The organism is Leptospira borgpetersenii serovar Javanica, from assembly GCF_003046425.1.
Lineage (GTDB): Bacteria > Spirochaetota > Leptospiria > Leptospirales > Leptospiraceae > Leptospira > Leptospira borgpetersenii.
Genome location: NZ_QAJG01000031.1, coordinates 1 through 25,710, shown reverse-complemented (window position 1 = coordinate 25,710; position 25,710 = coordinate 1). Strand labels below are relative to the sequence as shown.

Below are 25,710 nucleotides of genomic sequence, written 5' to 3'. Positions count from 1 at the left end.
AATGTTTAATACATTCTATTCAACTCTTGTTTTCGTAAAACATACATTTGTAATACAAAGAGTTTTTCATAATTTGAAAGCGGGGACGTAAGAGCTCTCGATTGTTGATTTGTAGGATCCCATTGACCGCTACCGTTCATCCATGCACCATCTTTATTCTTCCAATCATAGCTTTTCATAGCCGCTCCAATATCACCACTAAAAGCACCTTCAGCCGTAGAAGCTGCAAGTGTTTCTAAATCTTTTCGCCGCTCACGTCTAGTTTTCGCATCCATACTCGTTTCCATACCAGATTCAAGTCCATTCATTGTTAGCTCTCTTTTGTTACCGGAAGACTTACCCAAAAGATTATAAATAAAGTTCGTTATATCTGAAAAAGCACCTTTGTCTCCTAACGGTAAGTTGAGATTGTTATACCGCTGATTATATTGATCTCTAACTTGATTTTTAGCTTCATTTAGATCACTCATCTGACCATCAAAGTCTTCAGAATCGTCGATTGGACTTAGAATTGCCTTATCAAATTCTCCACTCTTAATCATATCCGAAATTTTCTTCTGATATTTGATTGATTCCGCATTCGTTACTTCATTAGAAAGTTCCCCAAAAAACTTAGTTAACGCTTGTTTAATATATCCTTGTGATTCGTTTTCCAATTGTCCCGCTATATTAGATTGACGATCAAGATATCTTGTTTTTGAGTTTGAATCATACTTACCATTTTTCTTACCAGTTTTACCCACAAGAATAAGATTTTCATCTTCTGGTATTAGATTTCCATTTCCATCCAACACAAATCGATTTCCATTGCTATCCGTCAGCGATCCGTCTGGTTGCCTGTAAATATTGCCATTCGTAGCAGTTCTCGCAAAAAGATCATCACCACCGCCAAACAACGCATTCTTGATCGCATTCCAGCCGTTCGAGAGGTTCTCACCATTGAGACCACCCACTGCACCGGCCATACCGTCCCAAGCAGACTGTGCACCACGACCGACCCCGCTCACCAAACCGCTCAAACCGTCAAAGATGTCGCTTAACAAATTCCGATTCGCAGCGGAATGATCCGGGTTATTCGTCCTGTTGAAAAGATTTTTGTTAAAGCCGTATTGAACATCGCTGCTTAGACCACCGTATTCCGAAACCGTCCAAGAAGGAGTTACACTCACAGGACCGAACGAAGACGTAAGACCAATTGTTGCACCGTAACCCGAGGCGGTGTCGTAGCTAAGACCCAAGCTGCCGTTCAGACCTTTCTTTTCGTTGTATTGACCTCGGATATTCGCGCTCACTCCTTGCGATTGACTCTCTCGACCTATGTTATTCACATGGACACCAGCATCTACCCAGTTCGAATAGTTACCTTGACTGTCCGTTCCACCAAGGCCCACTTTTAAACCGGCTGTCGCTCCCCAAGATCCGCTCTTTGCGTTGTAGTTTAATCCGATACTACCGCCTAACTGCGTCTTGTTGTCCGTACCGATACTCACTCCCGCTCCAAATCCGTTCGCATAGCTGTAGCTCAGGTTCACTCCTACTACTCCTTCCGTGGCGTAGTCTAACGCCGAGTTGGCTATTCCGGATACCACTCCCGCTGCCATACCCGCTGCTCCGCCTTCATACGCTCCTCGAAACGATTTCCAACCCGTAGTTCCAATTGCAGAGATTGCCATCAGGCCAGCTCCGATCGGAGCAAACGGAGTAAAAGAAAGGATCGCACCCACGATTCCAGTTACGGCTAACGTCGTAGTCACTACTTTGTCTAGGACAGCGTCGTTCGCATACATCTCCGCTCCGGTTCGCATTCCTAACTCATTCACATGTCGTTGTGCTTTGTTCGAATCTCTGAACTTTGCTAACTCGTAGTTCCCTTCCGCAAACGTACCATTCATCGTTTCGTTTCCCATGCCGAGGGTTAGTAGAGTTACAAACGGTTCCGTCACAGTCTCGGCTGCAAACAGTGCAAAGTCCACTGCTCCCGATACTGCATACAACGCTCCTTGGAACGCTCTTTCACTTTGTTTGCCCGCTTCTTTTAAATCTTTATTCGCGCCCTTCATATCTCCACTGTAGGCTTTCATATACGCTTTCACCCCGGAGATCACTGTATTTCCTATTCCTTTCGCTAACTCCACGGACCCTTCTGCAATCGCTCCCAGCTGATTGTAAAATCTTCCCATTCCTCCAGACTTTCTGTGCCGGGCTGCATCCATCTTACCCTTTCTTTTGTCCATTTCCTTCTTCGTCTTGAGGATTACATAAAATTGGGAAAACTGCGCTTCTCCAAAACTTCCGTCCGCTACTTCTCCTACAAGAAATCCGGAATTCATCGCTGACTGCGCGCATTGTTCCGCTGACTTCCCCATACAAGATACACTGTCGCCGTTCCTCACTCCTTCCAAATAGTCGTTGAAAGAAGCTTCTACCTCGCTCGGATCAAACAATCCTCTCTCCGCTTCGTAGTTGTGTCGTTTCTCAGGATTAAATACTTTTTTGAACTCCGATCCCATCTTGTTCTTCGCAAGTCGTACCATCACCGTTAGGTCATTCGCACTCGGAACATTGTCACGATCGATCAAAAGCTCCGGTTTGCCAAGATCCCAGTTCTTTCCGTTCGAATCTTTGACTTCCGGAAATACAGTCGGGGGATTGTAATTGTAATACTGATATGTGCCTAACGTTTGGACCTCGTCTCCTCCGCTCGCCGTTTTGATCGTCCTTACATACGCTCCTCCCAATCTTGCAAAGCCTCCATACGCCATCGTTTGGTTCAGTTGATCCTCTACCGATTGGTTCTGCTCTTGAATCGTCTTTGCAAACACTTCCGGTAAACTCCTCAATGATTCCAGGGTTTGTAATATGATTAGGTTTTGACTCAGTTTGTTCGTTTCGTTTAACAATCCTTTGAATTGTTCTTTGAAGCCGATGTCATTGAAGTTGTATTTCTTCACTTCGTTTAAAAAGAAATTGGTATCAATCGAAGACGCACGATCGATGAGGCTTGTTGATATACTTCCCGGTTTTTTACTCAGGATACTGGAGAGAATTTCGTTTACATTCACGTTCATACTCACTCCCGACGGCAGATTCTCCTGCATCGACGTTACAATTCCAGAAATCGAATCATACATCTCTTTCATCGTCAACTCATCCGCTTGTTCGCTGCTCTTTTGTAAAAAGCTCGTCGTCCAAGCTTCTTTCTTTTCTAATGTGTTTTCGATTCGATCCAAATAGATCTTTTGGTTCGCTTCGTGTTGGGCTTTAAAGTCGGCTCGCCAGTCTTTCCATTTCCCTTGGAACTCCTGCACCATGTTTTCCCATCTCTTCGTACCCGTTTGTTTCAAATAGCTTACGTTCTGGATCCAATCGCTTTTTAAATCGTAGAATTCCTGTTCTTTTAAATTCCACTGTTGTTTTTGTTCTTGGGCTCTTTGTTGTAGTTCCGCGTTAAAAATTTGCGAGACTACTCCGCTTTCTCCCATGTAATCGTTGAGGACCGTTCGGTAGATGTTCGTTTCCACGTTGTATGCGATCGTCTCTCCGTTTGTTGTTCGAGTGATTTTTTTTAGCAAGTCCGAAGTGAATTGTTCTCTTTCTTGCAGGACCACTTTCGCATCCACTTTCACCGCGATCTTGTCTTCGTTTCCTACTCCGATTTGTTTGGTATAGTTTTCTGCCTTGGTGTAATACGCGTCTCTGGCTACTTGGTATTGCGCTTCGGCAAGTACTCCCATCGCGTCTAAAAATTCATCCGCTCCCACCATCAGCGCCGTTTGTCTCCCGTATTGATCCGTTTTTTCCGCGGTGGCCGTTGTGCCTCCCGCCGTATATTCTCCGTTTCTTACATAGTTTCCGTACTGGTCGTGGATCGCTTTTTGCCCGGCCAGTCTTAGCCCGTCGCTACCTACCAAATCGTTAAACGACAATGGATTGGGAGTTGTGGGATTCGCCTTCCAAACGATATCTTTTAAACTGTTACTTCCCGGGTTTGTTTTCTGGATCATTTCTAAGTCTTGGGAATTTAATCCGAACTCAGGTCTTCCTAGTATGCTTAAGAGTTGGTTGGTATCGTCCACATCCGTAAGTTCTTGCAGTTGGCCGTACAAGTTCTTAAGTGCGGCTCCTTGGGCGCCGATGGCGCTTACCGCGTCGTTGACTTGACTACGATTCGAATTGTATGTGTTGATTTCGTTCACATACGCCATCGTGAGCATACAAAAACCCATACATACCAAATCCAATTGGTTCAGGAAAAACACCTGCACCATCGTTTGGTTCACAAGCGCTTGTCCGTACGCCTGTTCATACGTGGCTCCCGAACTTCCAGATCCGTACCGGTATCCTCTTGTCTCCGGCGCCGGAAACAAAATTGAATTCATATGAGAATTCGTTCTTTGTGGAAGAGACTGAAAGCTATCGTTGCCCAGTGTGCCTCCCCATTTGCCTAAAAAGTTTGCCAAGTTGTAAGGCTGCATATCGGAAGTGATTCCCTGACCGTAATCCCATTGATACGCAGTCATTACGTCCATCGTCGTAATTCTGCCGCTGATAATCCCTTCGGCAATTCTGTCTCTGTCCCTCGTCCATTGTTCGGTTTTTAAATATCTGGAACCCCCGAAGTCCAAAGATCCTTCGAGAGTGTCCATCATTCCAACCGACTGTTTGTTGTTAGGCGGAGAAATTCCGTACAACCTGTCCAGTTGTCCTTCTAAGTTGGCTTGTTGAACGCCGATTTGTCTTTTTAAATCCGCCACCTTTTGTCTCAGTAAAGATTCCGCAGTATTGTATTTGACCGCAAGCAGCGCCCACTTCTCGGTTTCCGCCCTTTCGTTCTGGACGTAGGTAGCCAAATCACCGACTCCGATTTGAGAGGCCATTTTTTTCTGGAGAAGTTCCACTTCCTTGGCTTTGGCGTCGTACTCTTCTTTGGCCGCTTTGTATCTCGCTTCCGCCATCTTCTTGGGTGTGTCGATATAACCCGCGGGTAGATCGTTCTCCGCTTCGGGTGAGTTGTCGTTTTCCGCCTGATATACGTTATGTTTGGAATATTCCAATAACGTTGCATAGTCGTAGAGGGCCGCTTTTTCGTTAAACGTATCCTGCGCATCAAGCATCGAGTTGTAGGCGTTGCTTACCTGGGTTTCCTTGGCGATGTATTCGTTTTGTTTTTGTGTCACCAAAGCTTGAGCGTCTTCGTATTGTTTTTTAAGTCCGGTCGGCCCTTCTATACTCGCATTGGCTGCGTTAAACGCGTTCGTCGCTGCCGTCAGCTCCGCCGCAGGATTTACTCCGCTCGCAAGTTGTGCTTTTAAAAGTACATAACTCTGTCCCGCAGTCTCTATCGTATTTTTGAGAGTGGAGATAAGCCCGCTTTGGTTCGTAATCGCTCCGGCATATTTGTCGTAGTCCACCGAGCCCGCACTGACTACGTTCAAGGCCTGGTCTAGTCTTCCTTTCAAATTGGTAAAGTCCCCGTCAAAAGAATAATTACCGTTCGCATCTTTTGGAAGGACGCCGTCGCTTAAAGTATATGCGGAACTCATCACCTTCGCCGCGGTTCTAAGGCCCGGATTCAGGTCGGCTTTGGTTTGAATCGTATCCCCCGGAACTGCGTCTTCCAAAGGAGTCTGGTCGAACACCGCACTTTTGTGATTTTCCAGTAAGTTGAACAGACCGCCTAATTTTTGTTCTGCGTTAATCTCAAGCTCTCTCAATCTTCCCTGGATCGCCAAAGTTTCGTTTGTGGTTACGTCCGTGGCGATATCGTCCGTGGGTACTCCTAAATACGAAAGATAACTGTCAAAATGGATGAGTCCGTTTCTGTAATCGTTTACGTATTTCTCCTTTCGGATATTTTGGTTCGCTTTTGTTAATTCGATTTTCAGTCGTTTCGCTTCCAAATTTAGGGACTCGACTAAGTCCTCGTAATCGTTCTCGTAACCGAAGTTTTGTAAAGCGACTTGTCTCTGGATAAGGCTCGAAGGATCATACTGCCAAAGCCCCCAAGCGTCCGTCACACCGCTGCTCAAAAGTCTAAACCGATCCTTCTCTTCGGTCGTTAGGACCGTTTTGCCTTGGCTTGAAAAAAGTGCGTCCATCTCCGAAAAATATCCCTTACCGCCTTCGCCGTAAAATGCGGCAAGCTCCGGATTTTTTTGCAGGTCCTCGGCGCTCAAATCCTCCGTATCCTCGCCGTAATAATGCGACAATAGAAAATCCATCCGGGCTGTTTCTGTAATTGCTGTTTGTGTACTCGGATCAAATTTCGCTTCCACAAGCCAAGTCGTAAGAGCTTCCAGATCGTCGTAACTCAGCTCTTCTTTTTTCTGATCCGCAGGAAGGTTCGCATTTTGGGAAATCCTAAGTTCTTTTTCTTTGTAATAAGCGGCTCTAGCCTCGAAGTCCTTTAATATTTGAGAATCCAAATAGCTGGACGGATTTTTACTACCGTAGTTCGCCAAATACTCGTTCGTCAAAGCCTCGATCTGTGCCTGCCTATCCGGATCTAAAACGAGTGTCCCGTTTGTGTCCTTTTTGTGAACGGGACCAAGTTTCAGTAAAAAATCGCTCATCGCCGCTCTTCTGGAATCCGCGCTGGATGGATCGTATTTTTTGATCGTCTTTTTAACGGACTGTCCGCCTTCCGTTACCGTAATTTCCTCTTTCGTGTTGGAAAGATAATATTCAAATGTACTAATAAGCGTAAAGTTCTTCAACTCGGGCGGAAGTTCCCGATCCGGATAAACGTTTCCTTGTGCGATAGCGTTTTTGATCAAAGAATATTGATTCACAAGAGAAAAGGTTTTCATCTCCTCTTTCAGATCCGGATCATAGTCTTTCAAAAAAGTGTTCAAATCGGAAACGAGACCCTGTCTTTGAATCATCGCCATATCGTCGAAGGGTTTCAGATATTCCCCTACTTCCAAAATTTCGGAGTCGGTCATAGCCTTTCCCAAAAATTTGGAATCGATCTCCACCACACCTTGATTTTGACCAAGGACGCTGAACTTACCCGCTTTGAGTTCCGTTAAAAATTCGGACAAGATCGGATTTCCGACGCGTTGCGACAAATACGCGTTCGCTAAATTCCGTTTAAACGCCTCCCAACTGTTCTCTCTCAGTCGGTCGATTTTTTCCTGAGTCTGCGAGGAAAAAAAAGCCTCCGCCTCGGACAGTTTGTCCCGGTAAACTTCAAAAGCTCCCTGCCAGTATGCGTTCCCCAATGTGGATTTAAACTGAGTTTCGAACTTTGCCTGGTCCATAGGCTTATTCTTTAAAATATCATACTTTTCTAATAGAGCCTGAACCATACCCAAGTTGGAATACACGGCGCCCGAACTTAAAAAAGAACCCAGCTCTACCGCCAATTGGGAAATTTCAGTGAGAGTTTTTTGCGCTTCCTGCACCGCCGTTAAATTGGCTTTTGCCGTGTTTTTGTCCGTACTCGGATACGATTGCAGATACTGGATATTCTCCATTTCGTCCGTAAACGCACCCGCCGCTTCCACCATAGCCTTTAAAGCGGGATTAAACTCCACTCCGTCCAAACTTTTTTGAAGAAGGAAAGTTCTCAAATTTGAGACGACCTGGATCAGATCGTTCTGACCGATCTGGTTCGGGCCGGAACCCGCGGTATAATAAACGATCCGGTCGTTTAAGGAATCCAATCTGTTCGCAAGTCCATTCAAGGGAACATTCTTGTTTTGAAGAGAACTCGTCCACACGTCTGCGTTTTGCGCAAATGCTTGAGCGGATACCCGCAGTTGATTGTTCGCATTCCCCAAATTTCCCAAAAAGAACGAAACCCCGTTTGTTCCGTAATCGCTAAACGGTCCGATTTCCTTGTATTTTGAATATTCTAATAATGCAATCTGCTGTACGATATCTCTCTGAGAAGAAGCCACAGTGAAATAATTTCCGGGATTTGCACTCGTAATATCAAATCGTAACGCGCTAGTAAGAGGAAGTTCCAGCGGTTCCACGGGGGGAAAAGTGAACTGCACCGCCTTTGCGGGCACTAGGATTTTGTTCACAGGCAGACCTAAAATCTGTTTGGCCGTTCGAGTCAAAAATTCCTGTTCCGATTTTAAATCCTGAAACTTCAAAGAAACTCCGTTCAAGTACGCGATCGTATCCGAATGAACGCCGGTTAACGCCAGTCCGTCCGTCCTGACTTTCTCGACCAAAGTCAGATACTTGCCGCCTTCCGCGTCCGCAAAATCGATCGGGTGTAAAGTCCTAAAGGCCAGAAGTTCGTTCACGCTCGTTTTGTAAACGTTCAGTTTGGTTTGTGCGTCCGATTTGACTCCGTTCCAATCCGCAAGTATGGACTTTAAAGAATCCCTCATCGTTTTCAGATCTTCCGTATCCAAATTCTCGAGCGGTTTTGTATATCCTAATATTTTTAAGTTATTTGCATTGTAACCAGATTGACCCGGAACCTTCCCGTTTGCGTCCCTGTATGTGGGAGTCCAGGAGATCGAAATTTTTAAGTGTGCGGAGTCGTATCCGGACTGCCAAGGAAGTTTCCCGTTCACGTCCCTGTATGTAGGAGTCCAATTGGCGGAACCGACCGGATCTCCGTCCTGGTCCGGGGCTTTTTCATACGGAGAATTACCGTCTATGTCGTCTACCGGATCGTAAATCGGAAGATTCGAATCCTCCAAACTCTTCAGAGCCTCCACGGAATTCAACACACTGTCGGCATACGATTGCATTTGGGCAAAGGCGGGAGTGTTGAAAAAATTCAGAAGAGAATCGAATTGAGACGCAAGGTTCGTCATCGGAGCTTGGATATTTCCGTCCAAATTCTGAAACAATATCTTAGCGTCGTCTATCTCCTTCTGCCAAGCGACTAAGTCCTGTTTGACGCCCGTTCCCGTCAGTAACCCGAACACCGAAGTTAAATTCCCGGACTGAATCAGTTGAGACAACTGAACCTGTGGATCCGACATCCCCGCAATCAAAGCCGCCAGTTCCGCTTTTTTCTGATTGATTTTAGCAGTATCCAACTGATCCACACCCGCTTGACTACGGATCGAATCCTTGTAAAAATCAACCGAGGAATAACTACCGATCCCTGCGGCCTCGATCAACTCCCCGAAAAGACCGTTCGCTTCCTGCTCCTGATCGGAAAAGTAGTCGTCTCTAAGTCCGCTTAAAATCGTACCTGATTTCACCGCTTCCGAAAAACTCTTCATTCCTCCCGCCAAGTTCAACCAAGCGGAAGTCCCTTGCATCACTGCGTTCCCGAAAAGAAAGGTACTTCCGAAACTGAAATATTCACTCACCTTTCTTCGGTCGTTTTCGTCCTCGGACATCCTGAGAGAAATCCTGTCGGCTTCGTTCAAGTAACCGTGATCGTCTTCGTAAAAGGAAAGAGTGGCCTGGGAACGATCCTTCATCCGATTCAAGTCTATTTGAAATTTTGCATATTCGCCATCGTCTGCAAAAACCCGGGTCAAAGATTGACCTGTGTTCTTAATGTAGTCCAGGGCGATTTTTCTCGCGCGGATCTCAAGTATCTCATCCGAAGAACCGGAAAAATTAGAATAGAGAGAATTGATTTCGTTCGTGAGTCCTAAATAGATAGGATCAAATTTTCTCGTAGAAGAATCCGAACCTAAATTTCCTAACTTCGACAAAAGAATTTCAGCCACTCTCGCGTCGAGCTTCGCGGCCTCCGTTTTGGCGGTTTCTTCCACTCCGTTTACCGTGTCTTGAAGTTCCTCGATCCCGGCATCTTCGTCCAACAAAAACCCGAGTTGGGCCTTCTGTGCGGTGACCGACGCCCTTTGGCCTTCCAAAGCCTGGATCAAAATACCGCTCATTCCACCCAAGATCGCGCTTCTTTCATCGATCGTATTTCTGTAATACGAATACCGGGAAGAATAGGTCGAAAAAGAATCGGCCACCGATAAAAACTTGGAATCGGTACCGGTCAAAAGAACGCTAACGTCGTCGGGCAGATCGTTTCCGGAAGAATCTTTTTTACTAAAGGTGGATTTGAAAGAATCGATTTGCGCTTTGAGAGTTTTTCTGGTAGCCAAATCCAAAGTGGACATGTCCACCATCGTCTTCGCTTTTTGAAGCCGATCCAAGGCCTCTAATCTTAAGTGTCCGGTCCGAGTGGAAAGGTCGTCCCAGTATTCTTCCAGGGAAGAAGTTTTTTCCCGGTATATACCGAAAGCGGCCGTAACTTTTTGGACTTCCGATTGGTATTCGAGGCTGTCCTCGCTTCCGACGTGGGAGGTCGCATACGCTTTGTAAGCCGAAAGTGCGGCCGAAAAATCCGTCTTGGCGGTTTGAAACGCGGTTACGTTTTCGTTCCACTTAGATAAAGAATTCGAAAGAGCGGTGTTCCAAACGTTGAAGTCCCCGATCTCTAAATAACCGGGATTGAAGTTGTAGTTTGTCGCAAACGAATTTAAGAAAGAGGAAATGTTTCCCATACGGGTCGTAAACTCGCTCAAGTTGCCCTTATCCGTATTGTCAAACTGAGAGAGCAATCCGTCGGAATGGGTGAGGATCGGATCTAAACTCGAAGAGAATTTTTCCACTGCAAAAGGGAGTTTTTGTTTTTCCACGTTTCCGTTTTCGTTGTCTTTTACGGTTTTAGAAAGGGCGTCCACAAGTCCCTGCAACTGGGATTTCACTTGGGCTGCGCCCTGGTTTCCGAAAACCGAAATCAAAACTAAATTTGCGGGATTCAAAAGCGAATTCACTTTTTGGACGAGAGTCTGACCGGGATTGGAAACCGCGTCTTCTAATAGTTTGAGTTTTTCCTTACTCGATTCGAAAGATTGAATCCGATTCCAAAGATCGCCGAAAAAATCCTCCGTGCGCTTTGCGTTCGCTTGATCGTAGTTTTTGGAAAAATACACCTTTTCGTTGTCTTTGAGTTTTTCCCTCGCTTCCGCAATCTGAAGATCCGCCTGGTAGATTTCGTATTTGATGCCTCCGTTAGGCGCATTCGGATCGTATGTCCCCATATTCACGGAACCGATGTCCCCCAAAAACTCGGGAGAAGAGTTCATTACTAAAATTTGAAGTTGTTTCGCCTGGTCGAAACGTTTTCGAGCCAGCTCTAGCTCCGCCTGAGCCGTAGTCAGAGCGATACTTTTTTCCTCCGCTAATTTTTTAGCGGCTTCCAGCTCCGACAAAGAGGTGTTAGCCGGTGGAGTCGAGCTTCCGGAACCGCTGCTCGAATTCGAATCCGTTCCTTGCGTGCCTCCCCCGACGGGACTTGTGCCGTTCAATTGTTGAAGAAGGGCCAAATATGCGGATTGTTGCGTTTCGTAAGCGGTTTTAGCGGCGTTTAGTTCCGTTTGAAGAGCGGGCATATCGGTCACGTTTACATTTGCTTCCGCGTAGTCCCAGACCGCCTGTGCCCTGTTTTTTTTCTTTTCAAGTTCGTCAAGTTCCGCTTTTGCGAGGCGGTATTCAAATTCGGCCGAGCTGTAGAGATACGGATCCGAAGAATTTCCGTTGTCGTCCAAAACCCCGGAACCTCCGTTGTTTCCGAGTATATCCTCGTCGTGGATTTTGTTCTGAACCGCAGCCACGTATTGACGGAACTGATTTCTAAGAGTGGTCCATTTGTTGATTTCCTGTTGATACGTACCGATGAGACCCGTATTCGGAGAGGACTTTCTGTTCTCTTTGTCGATCTGATCCTGGTACCAGGCGATGTTTGATACGATCGAGCCGATCGTATCCGCGCTGGAAAGAATCGTTCCCTGCAGGCCGTTTAAGTGGGAGACGTATTGTTCCTGACTGATCGAAAGGTATTGATTCAATTCTTGTAATGCTTTTTGTTTGTTCTCTTTGAGTCTAACCTCGGACTCGTCCCATTTTTTTAATCCCTCTTCGATCTGTTTGTTGATTTCCTCGTTCCACTTCGCTTTCGCATCCAAAAGAACATAGTATGCCTTAGACCATTTGTCTTCGTTGCGAACCCGTTTGTCCTCCGCGACTCGGTCGTATTCCAGTTTCTTCACGACCAACCTTTCAATCGCTTGATCCCAAAGAGCCTGGCCATCCTGTAAAGCCTGTAGGATTTTTTCCTGCGCGTTCGAACCCGAAACGTCGTCGTAGCTCGTAGGGATCGTTCCTAGATCGTCCAAAGAATTCAAAAGCTGGCCCGTTGCGGGATCCAATTGTTGTTTTGTTTTTTCGATGAGTAATTCGGTAAGTCGGGTCGGATCTTCTTCCTGAGCGATCGCTATATCCATATCCCGGTTGAGCGACTGAATGAGACCTTGTCTTGCGGGAAGTTTAACTCCGTTTTCTTCCAAGTGAAAGTAGTTTTTGTAATAGGATTCGATTTCGTCTAACTTCTTCTCGAATTCCACCTTTTCCACCCCGGTAAGAGCGGTCGAAGTCGAAGAAGTCAATATGCCGTTTTTGATCGAAACGATATTGTTTTCCCAAAGAGCGCGGACTCCCGCAATCCCCGAATTGATCGCACCGTCCCAGGCCGCCAAACGAGCGGTTCCGTCTCCTGTGGCTGCGTTTTTAGCGGCGTCCGCCGCCTTCACTAAATTCTCAAGCGCCTCGCGAATTTCTTTCTTTTTATCAACCGTAAAATACGATTCGAAATTCTGTTTGTTGAAGTTCGCCTTCCAAGCTCCTCTCTTTTCTAAAATTTCCTCCGAAAGTTCCGCTTCCCAATCGACCGCGATCGTTTGTTTTTGATTTTCCAGTTGAATCCTAAATTCTTCTTTTGCGGAAGACGTTCCCGAAAAACCTTTCAGTTCCTTTTCGATCTCAAGACTCGCATTCGCTTCCCACTGAGCCTTTAGAATTCGTTTCCCGCTTTCGATAATCGACTGCCATTCCAAAACATCCGAAGTTTTTTCCGCTGCGTTGTAATACGATTCCAGTCTTCCCTTTGCTTTATTTTTGTTCTCGAAATTCTGATCGAAAGGATCCGCAAATAAACTTTCCGATTCAAAAACGGGCAAAAACGCAAACTCGAACAAAAATACAAATATCAGAGGAAGAGCCACTATCTTCGTCCATCTTTTCGACGTGAAGCGAAGTTCGTCCGTTTTCAGTCCTTCGCCCTCTGACACGTTATACGACACATGAATTCTGCCTCGCAGCAATTCCAATCCGTCCAAAAGTGTCATCGTCTCCCATATCGAAGGTCTTTTTTCCACCCTTCTTTTGTCACGAGGATGATTGTCTCTTCCGTCTTGCGCTCGGAAGTTCGTCGTTTCGGTTTTTCTTCCGATCTTTTGACGGATTCTTTGATCTGGGAACACCTTCGAATCCGAACCGAATTGGAACGAAGAGTTCTCGCAATTTTTTTGTGGAATTTTATTTACGATCGTTCCCCTTGAGTCCTTCTCTTTCAAATTCCTCATCTCCAAACGCAAATCCATTCGAACCAATCGTTCTGTTTCCGTGGTTTGTCGTTTGAGTTTTTGGGCCAGAGACTCAAGTCGTAAAAACAGAATGGAACTTGCCGTTAGTTCATTCCGTTTTCTAAATGTATGAGAAGAAAAATTCGAATCGGATTTCGACCCTTCTTCCTTTTGCGGGAATTCCTCACAAACGGATGAATCGAGATCGATTTCTAATACAGTTTTTTTTGGAGTGAATAATTTCTCTCGAAAGGAATTCAGAAAAGAAGCGGACTTTGGGGATTGAGAAGTGCGGGATGACGGGTCGGTGTTTAACATGATTCGTTTTGTCCTTCGGGTGAATTCGGGGGAAAAGAAAAGAGTAATGCGAAATAGCGGTGAAACTTAAAAGATACCAAAGATCGTTCCAATCGTTTTAGATTTACCAAAGTGAAATTAAAATCGATTCGGTTCATTCGAAATAACGAAACAAAAGACTGGTAGGACTTGAGTTTGCGATTCCCCTCGCCGCCAAGAATAACGGCCAAATCGAACAAGTTCGAACCGAACAGGTCATTCTCCATTTTGCGAATGTTTGAAAATGCAACGGGCGGTGTCAAAAGTTGATTCAATTGCTGCGCGGAGCTCAAAGTCACATTTAGAAAAAAATCAAATTGAAGTGTTAAAAACTTATCTTCCGACAAATATACAAAAACGGGGTCCAGAGGATCCAGGATCCTATCCGAAATCTCTGCGAAGAACTTCTCTTTTTTCTCCGAAGTTTTTCTAAGTGGAAATCCCTCTTTCGGTAGGGACTTTGAATCCAATACGCTCGAATTCAAAAACTCTAGATTCAAATCTTCTAATTTACTTGTGTGAACTCCCCGATTCAAAACAGAATCACCGCTTCGACTCGGTTCTTCCGTATTCCAAACGGAAACTTCGTTCCCATCTAAGAAAATCGAGGGAACGTTTTTTTCAAACTCGAAGTTCGCACGAATGACCCGAGATTCCGCCCTAAACGAAAGGGACTCCTTGGGTTTGGAATCAAAAAAGAAAATAAAAGGAATGATCAATACAAGGGCTAAAATCAAAACTAATATCCGGAATTCTTTCGTTTGTAACCGCATCTTTTGCCCCGCGGTGATATATGAGGAAATATACTTCACAATTCAAGAAATTTTTGTTCCGTAGCGATGTTTTTTTAGGCGTTAGGTGACCTACTTAGGAAACCTTACCATGTTGGCGACCCATATCGGGAGCAACGTAACTTGAGTTTTCTTTTTGACCGGTGTCCTTCCTATTTAAGAGAAAATGGGCAAAAGTTTATGGCAGCTAAAAAGAATCAAGCCGCCAATTACGTCGGAATGGCCGTTTTTTCGGAGGACTACTGCGAGAATTTAACAAACATGAGTTCAGTGTAACAAATGCGAAAGCGATTACAACGTAGGGAAGCGAAAGCCAAACGTGTAAAGTCCTAAAATTAAGTTTACAGAAATCAAACTGCGGATGAACGAAATGAGGAATAAAAAGGGCTAAATGCCGATGAAGTTAACTGAACATTGTTGTAAAGAAAAACGGCTTGTTCAAGAGCGTATTGAGTTTACAGCGTTATGGATCATGTCGATTTAAAATTGGAGGAAAACAATGAATCAGTTTTCCATCATTTTCTGGGGTCGAGTGAATTTCGATTGGTTTTGAGAAACGTCATTTACACAAAACCGTTGGCACCACCTGCTGACAATGCCACGTTAGAGAATTCCATTTTCTTTCAGGGTTTTTTCGGAGAATCCTGTAATTTCTAAAACGGTCTTTAGATCAATCCCCTTCTTTAGCATTTTACCGGCATCTTCCAATTTACCTTTCTCAATACCCTTTTCAATACCTTTCTCAATACCTTGCTCGATACCTTGTTGTATGCCTTCTGAAATGAGTCTCTCCGCTGTAGTCATCGTTAACTCCTCGTATTGTTCCAATTTTGATATTGCCAAAACTCTTTTGAGTTCCGTAGGTTTTAAATCACGGGCCCAATAAATATACAACAACAGTTTCCGCAGGATTGCAACCCTTTTCGATTCTTCCTCGATTCCAAGTAATAGGGAAAATAACCCCGGTAAGTGAGAAACGAATTCCAAATCCCCTTCCCGGATTTTTTGAACCACTCCCAGAGTGACTTGAAACGTGATACTTTCCAACTTCTTCTTCAGTTCCACCTCTTTCAAATCGAATAAATCTATTTTAAAATCGGGAATGAAATCCTGAAACACGTTCGTTTCTTGTTTTGTTAATACGAACTGATCCGAAAATCGATCTCCCAATTTCCATTCCTTTTCTCCGTGATAGAACACGAACGGAATGACTACGGAAAGTGGCTCTCCGTTTCTTTGTTGGTTTCGATAAATTTCCGTTAAATATCCTAATAATTGAATATAGACGGTGTTTTCTAAATAACTTTTGTGTTCGAAAAGTAAATAGACATTCGACTTGTTTCCGGACTGGAGTGGGATTTGAAACAACAGATCTGTTTGCTCTTGTTTTAGTTCCTCGGATACAAAACTCGATTCGGTCAATTCCAAGTTTTCCAAGTCGAGTAGTTGGACCACTTCCGGCGGTAACGTGTTTTTAAAAAAAGTAGCCGCCTCTTTTTTGTCCTGAAAGGTTTCTCGGATCAGTCGATCGTGAGGGTTGTTCACTTCGCTCATCCGTTATCTTTGGGATATCGTTTTGCTCGGTCAATTCCATTCAGAAGACTGACGAACTCGCTTCGCTCGTTCTAGACAGAGGACAGAAACGGGGAATGTCTTGTTTCGTTTTTGGATTTTAATATCGATTCTTTGTTTCTTCGATCAAGGTTTAAAAATCTTAGTTCTAAAAAACTGGGAGCTTTTTTAGATGTCAGTGGTTAGTCTCATTTTACTTAGGAGAATAAATATTCCTTTCTCCGCTAATTCCTTTAAGACGTTTTGCCCCTACAAATTCGAAATTTTCTTTTCCGGCTTTGATCGTAAATTCTTCGGTGGTAAGGATATTCTTTCCTAAATCCTTACACAAAGACTCTACCCGAAAGGCCTGATTGACTGCGTTTCCGATCACGGTAAAATCGAGTCTGTCTTTTGCGCCCACATTTCCGTAAACTACGTCTCCCACATTCAGAGCCATGCCCAGATGAATTTGGGAATCCGGATGTTCCGTATTCCATCGTATTACGGAATTCTTAATTTTCTGAGCAGCATTCAAAGCCGCTAAACAGGCTTGATTCGGGTCGGCTTCCGCGGGAAAAACGGCAAGAATTGCATCTCCGATAAATTTTAAAATTTCCCCTTTTTCTTCTTGAATCGGCTGCGCGGTAAGTTCGAAGTAATTGTCTAAAATTTCCACGATTTTTTTCGGGGAATTGTTTTCGCTCAAATAGGAAAAGTCCCTTAAATCCGCGCAAAGAATCGCGGCGTACATCGTTTCCCCGGTCCCTCTTCTAAATTCTCCCGACAAAACTCTTTTGGATGCATTAGAACCCAGATATACTTCTAAGAGTTCGTTAATGGCGAATTTTCTGGATTCCAAGTCCAAACGTAAACAGAGAACGTTTCGAATCGAATTCAGAAATTCGATTTGCCGGTCCGAAAACCCTCCGGGAGCATCTGTACTCCAGGACATAGCGCTTCGAACGTTTATTCCGAATACGGAAGCGAAAATACAATAATCCGTTCCGCCCTTTTCGTACAAATCGACACAAATCGGGTATGAAAGATCCGCGTCCGGACCGGTCAGTTTGCAACGAATGAAATCCTTTTGTTCTTCCCGGATGAGATAGATAGGACTGTCCTTGTATTGTTGTTGTTTGAGTCCCTCATGCGGAATGAATAACACTTGTGTCTCCTCTCCTCTCGTCCAGATGAGAGAACGCACCATCACTTCGGGATGCATAGTGGGGATACTCGTAAAGAATCTCCAAACCGGAACTCCCGCCTCTATAATATTTCGATTCAGCGTCTCTATCAGTTCCTTTGCTTCCAGGGCTCTGGATTCCGGACTAGTTAACCAATTCAGGATATTTTTCATTCCTTCATCGTCTGCAAACGTTATGTTTTGTTTCAGATTGTTCATACGGTTTTATATTTTTGATTTAGACGATTGACCTTTTGATTTCGATTTTATCCAAAGAACCACATGGTAAATGTCTAAAATTCCTCCCTAAATAGGAATTAGCTTTAAAATCCACAATATCCACCTCTGTAGGAATCGGAATTTCGAAAAAGACGCTGGCATTGAATCTTTCCATTCGGAAAACGACCCGTTATTTGCACTTTGTTTAAATTGTATTTTCGATCAAAAAAAGAATCACACAAAATGTAAAGAGAATAGTTTTCATATTCAAAAATCTTTGTCATGGTTTCACAATCAACGGTTCGTTCTCGGAACAATTCCAAAACAATATAAGCAAACTCCTATTCTTTTACGATTACAAATCTCATCTTCTATCGATCGTTCCTTAGGATATTTCCGTTCTTGTTGGTTTCATGGACATCGTTATCCGAATTATAGTTCTAATCCTTCTTTTTACTTTTGACCCGTTTGTTTTAAGCCTGTTTGTGAAGAAACAAAAACCCTTTCAGGAAAAAATCGTCGAGACTCTCCAACCCTAGCAAGAGTAGTTTTGAAACTCCACTTTACTGCTTGGACACAAGAGGATGGTACCCGAAATTAACGGACATTTTTTGCAGAGATGTAAAAGTCCTCTCTAGGCCCGACTCCGGACTAGAAACAATCGAATACAATATGCAGTAGTTAGGAAATAGAGTTGCTCAAGAGTTTGTTTTTTGAGGTATAGTCGGAAAGAGAACTCTCCTCAAAAAACAGGCGTATCAGTATGAGCGATTCTCAAACAAACGGCAAAAATAAACCGGCCATTCATGAAATTCAAGAATGTATCCGGCTTCTTGAATCATTAACGGAAAATCCCGAACTGCTAACGTCTATTCCCGAAAAAGAACGAATCGCATTGATGACCGTTGCGGGTAGGATTTCCCGACCTGATCGGAACGAAATTCGGATTCGAAACAAAACGGTCAAACATTCCAGAAGAAAAAAGATCGTCGCTCAGGAAAGAGAAGCGAGGGCGGCGACTGGAATTCGAACCGCGCGAACGGCCCCGGTATTTAAGGCGCCTCTACAAATCATGGATCGAACCGACATCTGGAAAAGCGAGAACGCACCGGAACTTTTTTCGCCTCGCAATTGTTACATTTGCAAAAAGGAATATACTCGACTTCATTTCTTCTACGACGCCATGTGTTTCGAATGTGGAGAGCTGAATTATAAGAAAAGATTTCAAACCGCGTCTTTACACGGGCAAGTCGCATTGATCACAGGTTCTAGACTGAAGATCGGTTATCAAGCGACCCTAATGCTTTTAAGGGCCGGTGCGACCGTGATCGCGACCACTCGTTTTCCAGTCGATGCCGCATTACGATTTTCTAAAGAGCGCGATTTTTCCACATGGTCTGATCGCCTGCAGATTTTCGGTTTGGACCTAAGACATACTCCGAGTGTGGAACTTTTTGCGAGTTACATAGAACAAACCGTGGATCGTTTGGACATTCTTATCAACAACGCAGCACAGACGGTTCGTAGACCTCCCGGATTCTACGCTCATCTGATGAAATTCGAATCATTAGATTTTCATGATATACAAAAAGAAGCGGGACAACTTCTAAAACTGCATAGAGATTGCAAACAAAAACTTGAATCTTTCGGAGAAATGAATCTTGCCGACGAATCTGCACTCCCGGTAAGTTGGAACGGAAAAATACCCGGAGTGGGAATCCGTTCCTCGGCACAACTTTCTCAAATCCCATATTCCCACGATAATTCCTTCGAATTGGAGACGGTTTTTCCCGAAGGTCATACAGATGCAGATCTCCAACAGATCGATCTTAGAAAAACGAACAGTTGGAGACTTAAATTAGGCGAAATTCAGACCTCGGAGATGCTGGAAGTCCAACTTGTAAACGCAATCGCCCCCTTCGTTCTTTGCAATCGCCTTGTTTCCGTTATGCGAAGAAAAAACACGGGACAAAAACATATCGTAAACGTTTCCGCGATGGAAGGGAAATTTCATCGTTTCAAAAAAGAGGACAGACATCCTCATACCAATATGGCGAAAGCCGCATTAAACATGCTTACGCACACTTCCGCGAGTGATTTTGCAAAAGACGGGATTTATATGAACGCCGTCGACACGGGCTGGGTAACCGACGAAGATCCGATCGAATTGTCCCAAAAAAAACGGGATCTTCACGACTTCCAACCTCCGTTGGATATCGTCGACGGTGCGGCGAGAGTCTGCGATCCGTTCTTTGACGGAATTCTTACCGGAAAACATTGGTGCGGTAAATTTTTAAAAGATTACTTTCCGATCGATTGGTAAAGTAACGTGAGTTCGGTGGTTGGAGGAAAAAAGAGAAAAATCTTGTACTGAAAAACGCCAGATCACATATTAGAGTTGTTGAAAAATTAATTCTTTATCCTTCTGCTGCATTGAAATGGACGTTCGAAGCGATTTTATTAATCTGAATCATGGAATTTTTCAACAACTCTATTGAACCAAACTTTCAGCAAAAAGGGGTAAAATATAGATCTAACATCGATATTTTGTGCAATAGACGATTGTTGTAGACAACAAAAAATAAACTGGAACGGAAAATACTTTCGTCCCGTTGTTCGCAAAAGAAACCGTAAATTTCAGCTAGAGCTGGTCTCAAAACCTGAAGAAGAATATCTCTCAACGATCCGGCAAGTTTTTAAAAAACGTGAGAGTTCCCACAGAAACCGTCGTATTGAAGGTTTTCTCCCGTCGTTTAAGATTGTAATAGCTCCTACATTCTAAGGTTTTGAAACGGGTTCTTAGCCTGAGTAAAGTAGCAACTTGCAATTTATTTTCATCTTTCTCATTATAGAGAATTTAAAAATTATTATTTGATAGAAATAAAAAAGAATCTGAAATCCGAATTTCCAAAAGCTGTAAATTACAATCGTTTTGTCGAACCGATGCCTAATACGTTAACCGTCATAGATTCGTTTCTATCAAACTCTTGTTTAGAAAAATGTTCCGGAATTTCACCCAACCACATCGATCCCCTTCGCATTTGTTATATCGAAATCGCGTTATCTACTTTGATAAATCTTCGGGTTCCATCTTTTTCAAACCTTTAAAATAACGGAAGAACTCGTTTTCAATCGTTTCCCTTCTCGAATTTTTAGCCGCCCCCAAGATCAACAAACGATCTCTTGCCCTCGATAAACCGACGTAAAGAATCCTTCTTTCCTCTTCGATCGTTTCCAAAGAAGAATCGGGTCTCACATTCCAGCCGTCTGCGACGTCCACAAAAACGGTATGAAATTCCAAACCTTTACTAGAATGAATCGTCATAAGGTAGTCTTTCGGAATTCCGACTCTGACATATTCGCTAATTCTAAAATTCGATCGACATAAGATTTTCAAGTCCGTTTCGGACGAAGGAATCGCTCGAATTAAAAACGGAATCAGATCGACGACTTCCTCCATGAGGATTTTACCAACACAAGCTTTCCCTTGACGCGAAGGACAAACCTCTTTTTCGATTTTTTCCCGATTTTTTTGGATCGGAATCGAAGACGTTTGAATGATCTCCGGTAAGGACCGATAATTTGTATTTAAGAAATGAAGTTTGCAAGGTTGGAAAAGTTTTTGAAAACTTAAAAACGCCCCGGGAGCGGTTCCCCGAAAACCATAAATCGCTTGGCTGTCGTCTCCTACAACGACAATTGACGCGTTCCGAGATAACAACTGAAGAAACTCGAGTTGTTCCAAATCCGTATCTTGAAATTCATCTACAATGATTTTTCGAAGTATATTTCTGGATTCATGAGTCCATTCTTCCTCGTTTCGAAGACCGTCCAAAAATATTCCTACGAGATCGTCAAAGTCTAAAAAGCCGTTTTCCTTTTTGTATTTTTGATAAGCGAATTCGAGATTCTTTTTGAGTTCGGCAAAATTCTCGCGGATATAGGTGACATTCTCCGCCCAAAAAAGTTCGTAGAGAATCCCTCCGATTTCGTTTCGTTTTCTTTTTAAGAATTCGCGATAGAATTGAACTTTATCTTCCAACGGAAGGATCTTCGGTTTCTGCACCATAAATCTAGGATGCCAACGGCCTATTACATACAAACAATACGCGTGAAACGTCTGGACTCGTATGGAGTTTTTCTTGGTGGACTTTTGAATCCTATCCGAAATTTCTTCGGCTGCTTTTCTCGAAAACGTTAAAACTAAGATAGATTCCTCGGGCAATAGGTTTTCAACCATAGTCCGTTCAATGATCCCTACCATCGTGCTCGTTTTCCCGGAACCCGCCGCAGCTACAACTTGTACGAATCTTGCCTTCTCTTCGATCACGGCTTTTTGAGCCGGGCTGTATTGAACTTCCTTTTTCATTTTTTCTCCTCTTACAAATACGGTTCCGGATTCCAAATTTAGAAGAGAGAACATTCAATTTTTTTGATGTTTTTAATCGGCTTAGAAAACGAGAGTAAGAACTTTTCTTTGAAACCGAAAAGAGGAATTGTATCTAAAAAGCGGTCGACAGAGCACTCACAAATTGAGTTGAAATAGTAAGAATCAAAAAACACATTTTTCAAATGTTCCGACAAGAATGAGGCTTTTTACCTGCAAAAAGTATGATTTTATGATAAAGAAAAATCTCCCGAGTCTTCCCGCCTCCTCACTTTGCTACCCCTAGGGAACAATACGACTTTCATTTCTCCACCCAAAGAAACTAAAGTGTGTTACCTCCTAGGGCCGCTCTGAAGAACTCAATGCATCGCTTCCTACGGGTCGCTCTGCAGGTGTGGCTGAGCCGGTTGCACGGAGGATTGTCGGAGTTCCGACGGATTTCTTCAGATCCAAGTAATTGTGGGATTGGTTATGGTAGGGAGCGAGATGCTTTTGTTTCCTAAATCCGGCCTTCTTGACTCTGTCGAATCAAGAATATCATACCCGGACTGCCTTATATTTAAAACTTGTCCCAAAACCTGAAAAGAAATCAGCACAATCATTTCATAAGTTCGTAATAGAGCGTGGCAATTCCCGCAGATCATGTTCCTTGGACAGTTTATCGGTTTTCAAATGGACCTATTGTTGGAACACTCCCGTAGAAGTCTCCTACATCCGAAGTTTTGGGACAAGTTCTTAAGAATCATACGAATCTAAGGATCGCTCGAAGAAACCAAAACCGTCTCGCTTCTATTGGCGCTCGACGGGATTTAGGGACGCGCAGTAAGTCAGACAACGTTCCGGATAACGTGTATCCAATCGTCAACGATTCTAAATCCAAATACGCAGATCCAGACGTTTTTAAAACTATAGAAAACTTTAAGACTGCAATAAAGTCGTGCAAAACAAAATTTGAATCAAAATGTCCATTTTAAGGCATGGCGCGTGACATTATAATTAAAAGCGGTGCGATAGTCGGACATTTTAAAAAAATCCTTAGATTGATACATAAGCAGTACTTTATAATACTCAAATATACATTCGTTTACTTTTATATATTTCCTCAGAGTTAAGTTATGCAAAATCGCATTTAATTATTTTTTTGTTTTCGTATTAACATTTTTCAGGCACTTTACTTGAGTAACCGGCCGCAGAACATAAAATATCACTAAAGCCACAATTTATTATCATATTTATATAAAATTAATTTTTATTTGATATTTTATGATAGATCCACAATGTGTTCATATCAACATGTTTATATTTAATTTTATTAGAATATAATAAATAATTAAATCTTTTCTTTTATCTAGAAAAAATGACAGCATGTTAAAATGACGTATTATGTTTTCCGCTCAATCGGATAGTCTGACTTGTCAAAATCGATTCTGACAAAATTTGCGAGGAATGTATGTTTGTCTCATATCCTTAGGTGCAACATTACGTCTTAATTTTTAAAAAAGGAGATAAGAATGGGTCGTTGGATAGTTCTAACGGTAATTTTGTTGATTTCAATCGGGGTCAGTTTTACTTATGGAGGGAGTTCTATTTCATCAAGTGGTATCCCAGGTTCGGTCGCTCAAAAGCCTACCGATAAACCAAATGATCAACCGATCAAGATCGTTGCGCACAATGGGAAAAATTATTGCTACTCTCCTATGTTTGGCCGTAATGAAAGTTATATACGGCTTGAACAGTGTGGAGATAAGACTCTTAAAGCAAGATACGACGTATTCCAAAGAATTTCTTATTACATTAATAACACATGGCTATGTATTACCACTCCGGAGAAAGTAATTAAAGGAGAAACAAACTGGGATTACGTGAATCTTAGACCTTGCACTATCAATGATCCTGGGCAACGATGGATAGTAAAAAATAACGCATTTTGGACTGCGGATGGGCGTTATCAGTTGAAGGATGTGCATTGGCTTGCCTATATTTCAAGAACCTCTTCGGATAACTACAACCATACCTTAGACACTACGATGAATGATTGGGTCAAGACAGTGGCTACTCCTGGAAACGTCAGTGTTGAGACTTCCATAGCTTGGGATTCAAATTGGGGCGATGGACTTTGGAATAATATAGCCGGTCGCTATTTTATTCGTTCAGGAGGTTCAAATAGAAATACCACACCTATCTACTACAATCCTGAAAATGGACATCTTGCTCAATACGATCCTGAGAATGGACTTCTCTCTTGTATGTATTCCAAGGTAGGTAAATATAATTGGAATTGGGTTCAGTGGGCACCTTGTAGTGATGCACCCGTCAGTAGTAAGGAAAATTCCGCTTATTGGAACGTATATTTTGAGACAGCGGAAGGAGGGATGATCACAGATTATCAAGGCAATATACTTAGAGTTACCAAGGCCGGACCGAATTGGGGTGTTGCTTATACAGTTAGACCCTCTTATTTGCAAGCAGATACCACCCATAGTCCTACGTCTCTATTTATTGTTGATAAAGATTTATTGAATTGGGTACGTTACACAACCGGTAATCTTGGAAATACGGAACAGTATTGTCCGGCAGGCAATAAGAAAAACCATACATATAAAAGAGTAAAAAGAAACCTACCATCCGACTTTGAATTAACTGATGATTGGATTAGGAGACTTTACGATATAGCAAGATCAGCCACATATGAATCTGCTAGGCCTGGTTACAGACCCCAGCAAGCCGGGGTATGCGGTACTTGCCTACTTCATAGCTTTCAAATGTTAGCAGAACTCCATGAGTATCATTCTCAAAGACCTCTTCAGAGTGGAGGCTACTTCTTCGATACGGCTATTGATAGGGACCCTTTTATCTCGTTCAGTCGACGTTATCGGGAATTGTACAGGTTACTGACAAACGTGCCTGCGACATACGCTAACAGAGGCAGAGTTCTGGCATACGCATCTACTGCGATTATGATGCCTCAGTACGAATGGGAAAGCTCTCCTCCGATCACCATCCGGTCCGAGATGTTATCTCATATTAGATCAATGATAAATTCCCCTACTGGAAGTATTTGGTTGGTGTTAATGAGGAGACAACGTACGGACGGAACTATTTCAGGACACGCCGTTCCAATTCTGAGGACATCTCAAGGGTTAGTGGTAATTAGAACAAACACACCTACGACATCGTTTAACGACTACAGGTCATCTTTAATATCTAGAACGAATCCGGACGAGATACTTGCTAATCTGGAAGGACCAGGCAGGACTATGCTAACATTTACAACGATACAGCCGGTGGGAGCTTACGAAAATGCTTTTGATCTCATGGTTTCTACCAGGGATTGCACTGGAGAAGGAGACGACAGAAGAGGTTCCGGAAGATTTCCAATCAGCTCGTTAGTGAATCAGTGTTCAGGAGGCAGGTGCATATTGCAGTAAGTGACCTAGTTTAAAAACTACAATGGATGTTAAGTATCGAAATCGTATTACTTAGCATCCATTACTGATCCTATAATAGAATACCGTTAATTTGAGCATAAATCCCGCGTTTAGACGCAGAATTTTGGGCACTCTATTATGTAGAGATGAAGATGAGCAGTTGAATTATCAGCACCAATGGCAGTATCGGTAATTGAGTGTAAATGACGTTCTCTAAAAAGAATCTAATTAGTCGGAGGGTATCAGCAAAACTGTGTAAATGACATATTTTAAAATGAATCTAATTTCAATCGATCTCCGAAAAGAATCGAAAACTGGTTCATTGCTTGAACTCAGCGGCTCGCTCTCTAACATAACCTTACCCACAAATACTTGGATCTGAAGATAAATCTGTCGGAATTACTACAAATCCTCTGTGAAACTTACGCCCCACCCTGATTTT

At 43.2% G+C, this 25,710-nt stretch carries 7 protein-coding genes and 2 pseudogenes; 4 read left to right on the top strand and 5 right to left on the bottom strand.

Going from position 1 to position 25,710, the window contains the following annotated elements; all coding sequences use genetic code 11:
- Positions 1-5 precede the first annotated feature (5 nt).
- The 4 genes from CLV95_RS19520 to CLV95_RS16685 form a co-directional block, all read right to left on the bottom strand.
- Positions 6-13,688: a hypothetical protein gene (locus CLV95_RS19520; RefSeq protein ID WP_243406619.1), complete on the bottom strand. Its 13,683-nt coding sequence runs from the start codon at positions 13,686-13,688 to the stop codon at positions 6-8.
- A complete protein-coding gene (locus CLV95_RS16700; protein WP_002733187.1) occupies positions 13,682-14,443 on the bottom strand; it encodes a hypothetical protein in 762 nt (253 codons plus the stop codon). The genes CLV95_RS19520 and CLV95_RS16700 overlap by 7 nt, the downstream gene beginning before the upstream one ends.
- 657 nt (positions 14,444-15,100) lie before the next feature.
- The gene (locus tag CLV95_RS16690) at positions 15,101-16,051 is read right to left on the bottom strand and encodes an Rpn family recombination-promoting nuclease/putative transposase (protein ID WP_002733214.1); all 951 of its coding nucleotides are present in this window, start codon (positions 16,049-16,051) and stop codon (positions 15,101-15,103) included.
- A 211-nt stretch (positions 16,052-16,262) separates the two neighbouring features.
- The gene (locus tag CLV95_RS16685) at positions 16,263-17,453 is read right to left on the bottom strand and encodes an adenylate/guanylate cyclase domain-containing protein (protein ID WP_002725404.1); all 1,191 of its coding nucleotides are present in this window, start codon (positions 17,451-17,453) and stop codon (positions 16,263-16,265) included.
- Between the two features lie 763 nt (positions 17,454-18,216).
- On the opposite strand from CLV95_RS16685, the gene CLV95_RS16670 reads away from it, so the two are divergent.
- The 3 genes and pseudogenes from CLV95_RS16670 to CLV95_RS16660 all read left to right on the top strand — a co-directional run.
- Positions 18,217-19,776: an SDR family NAD(P)-dependent oxidoreductase gene (locus tag CLV95_RS16670; protein ID WP_002733193.1), complete on the top strand. Its 1,560-nt coding sequence runs from the start codon at positions 18,217-18,219 to the stop codon at positions 19,774-19,776.
- A gap of 204 nt (positions 19,777-19,980) precedes the next feature.
- Positions 19,981-20,094, top strand: a pseudogene (locus CLV95_RS20140) (IS982 family transposase); the annotation flags it as partial.
- A gap of 157 nt (positions 20,095-20,251) precedes the next feature.
- Positions 20,252-20,498, top strand: a pseudogene (locus CLV95_RS16660) (IS982 family transposase); the annotation flags it as partial.
- 19 nt (positions 20,499-20,517) lie between these two features.
- Here CLV95_RS16660 and CLV95_RS16655 read toward each other — a convergent pair.
- Positions 20,518-21,822 carry a UvrD-helicase domain-containing protein gene (locus tag CLV95_RS16655; RefSeq protein ID WP_026054840.1) on the bottom strand — a complete coding sequence of 435 codons (1,305 nt, stop codon included), beginning with the start codon at positions 21,820-21,822 and terminating at the stop codon, positions 20,518-20,520.
- Between the two features lie 1,529 nt (positions 21,823-23,351).
- On the opposite strand from CLV95_RS16655, the gene CLV95_RS16640 reads away from it, so the two are divergent.
- Entirely contained in the window at positions 23,352-25,268 is a 1,917-nt protein-coding gene (locus CLV95_RS16640) for a DUF1561 domain-containing protein (RefSeq protein WP_002733283.1), read from the top strand.
- The last annotated feature ends 442 nt before the right edge of the window (positions 25,269-25,710 follow it).

What these genes read in the sequence shown, in the direction of transcription:
- CLV95_RS19520 (WP_243406619.1), bottom strand. Translation starts at nt 13,688, where the DNA reads ATGTTAAACACCGACCCGTCATCCCGCACTTCTCAATCCCCAAAGTCC.
- CLV95_RS16690 (WP_002733214.1), bottom strand. Translation starts at nt 16,051, where the DNA reads ATGAGCGAAGTGAACAACCCTCACGATCGACTGATCCGAGAAACCTTT.
- CLV95_RS16685 (WP_002725404.1), bottom strand. Translation starts at nt 17,453, where the DNA reads ATGAACAATCTGAAACAAAACATAACGTTTGCAGACGATGAAGGAATG.
- CLV95_RS16670 (WP_002733193.1), top strand. Translation starts at nt 18,217, where the DNA reads ATGAGCGATTCTCAAACAAACGGCAAAAATAAACCGGCCATTCATGAA.
- CLV95_RS16655 (WP_026054840.1), bottom strand. Translation starts at nt 21,822, where the DNA reads ATGAAAAAGGAAGTTCAATACAGCCCGGCTCAAAAAGCCGTGATCGAA.
- CLV95_RS16640 (WP_002733283.1), top strand. Translation starts at nt 23,352, where the DNA reads ATGGGTCGTTGGATAGTTCTAACGGTAATTTTGTTGATTTCAATCGGG.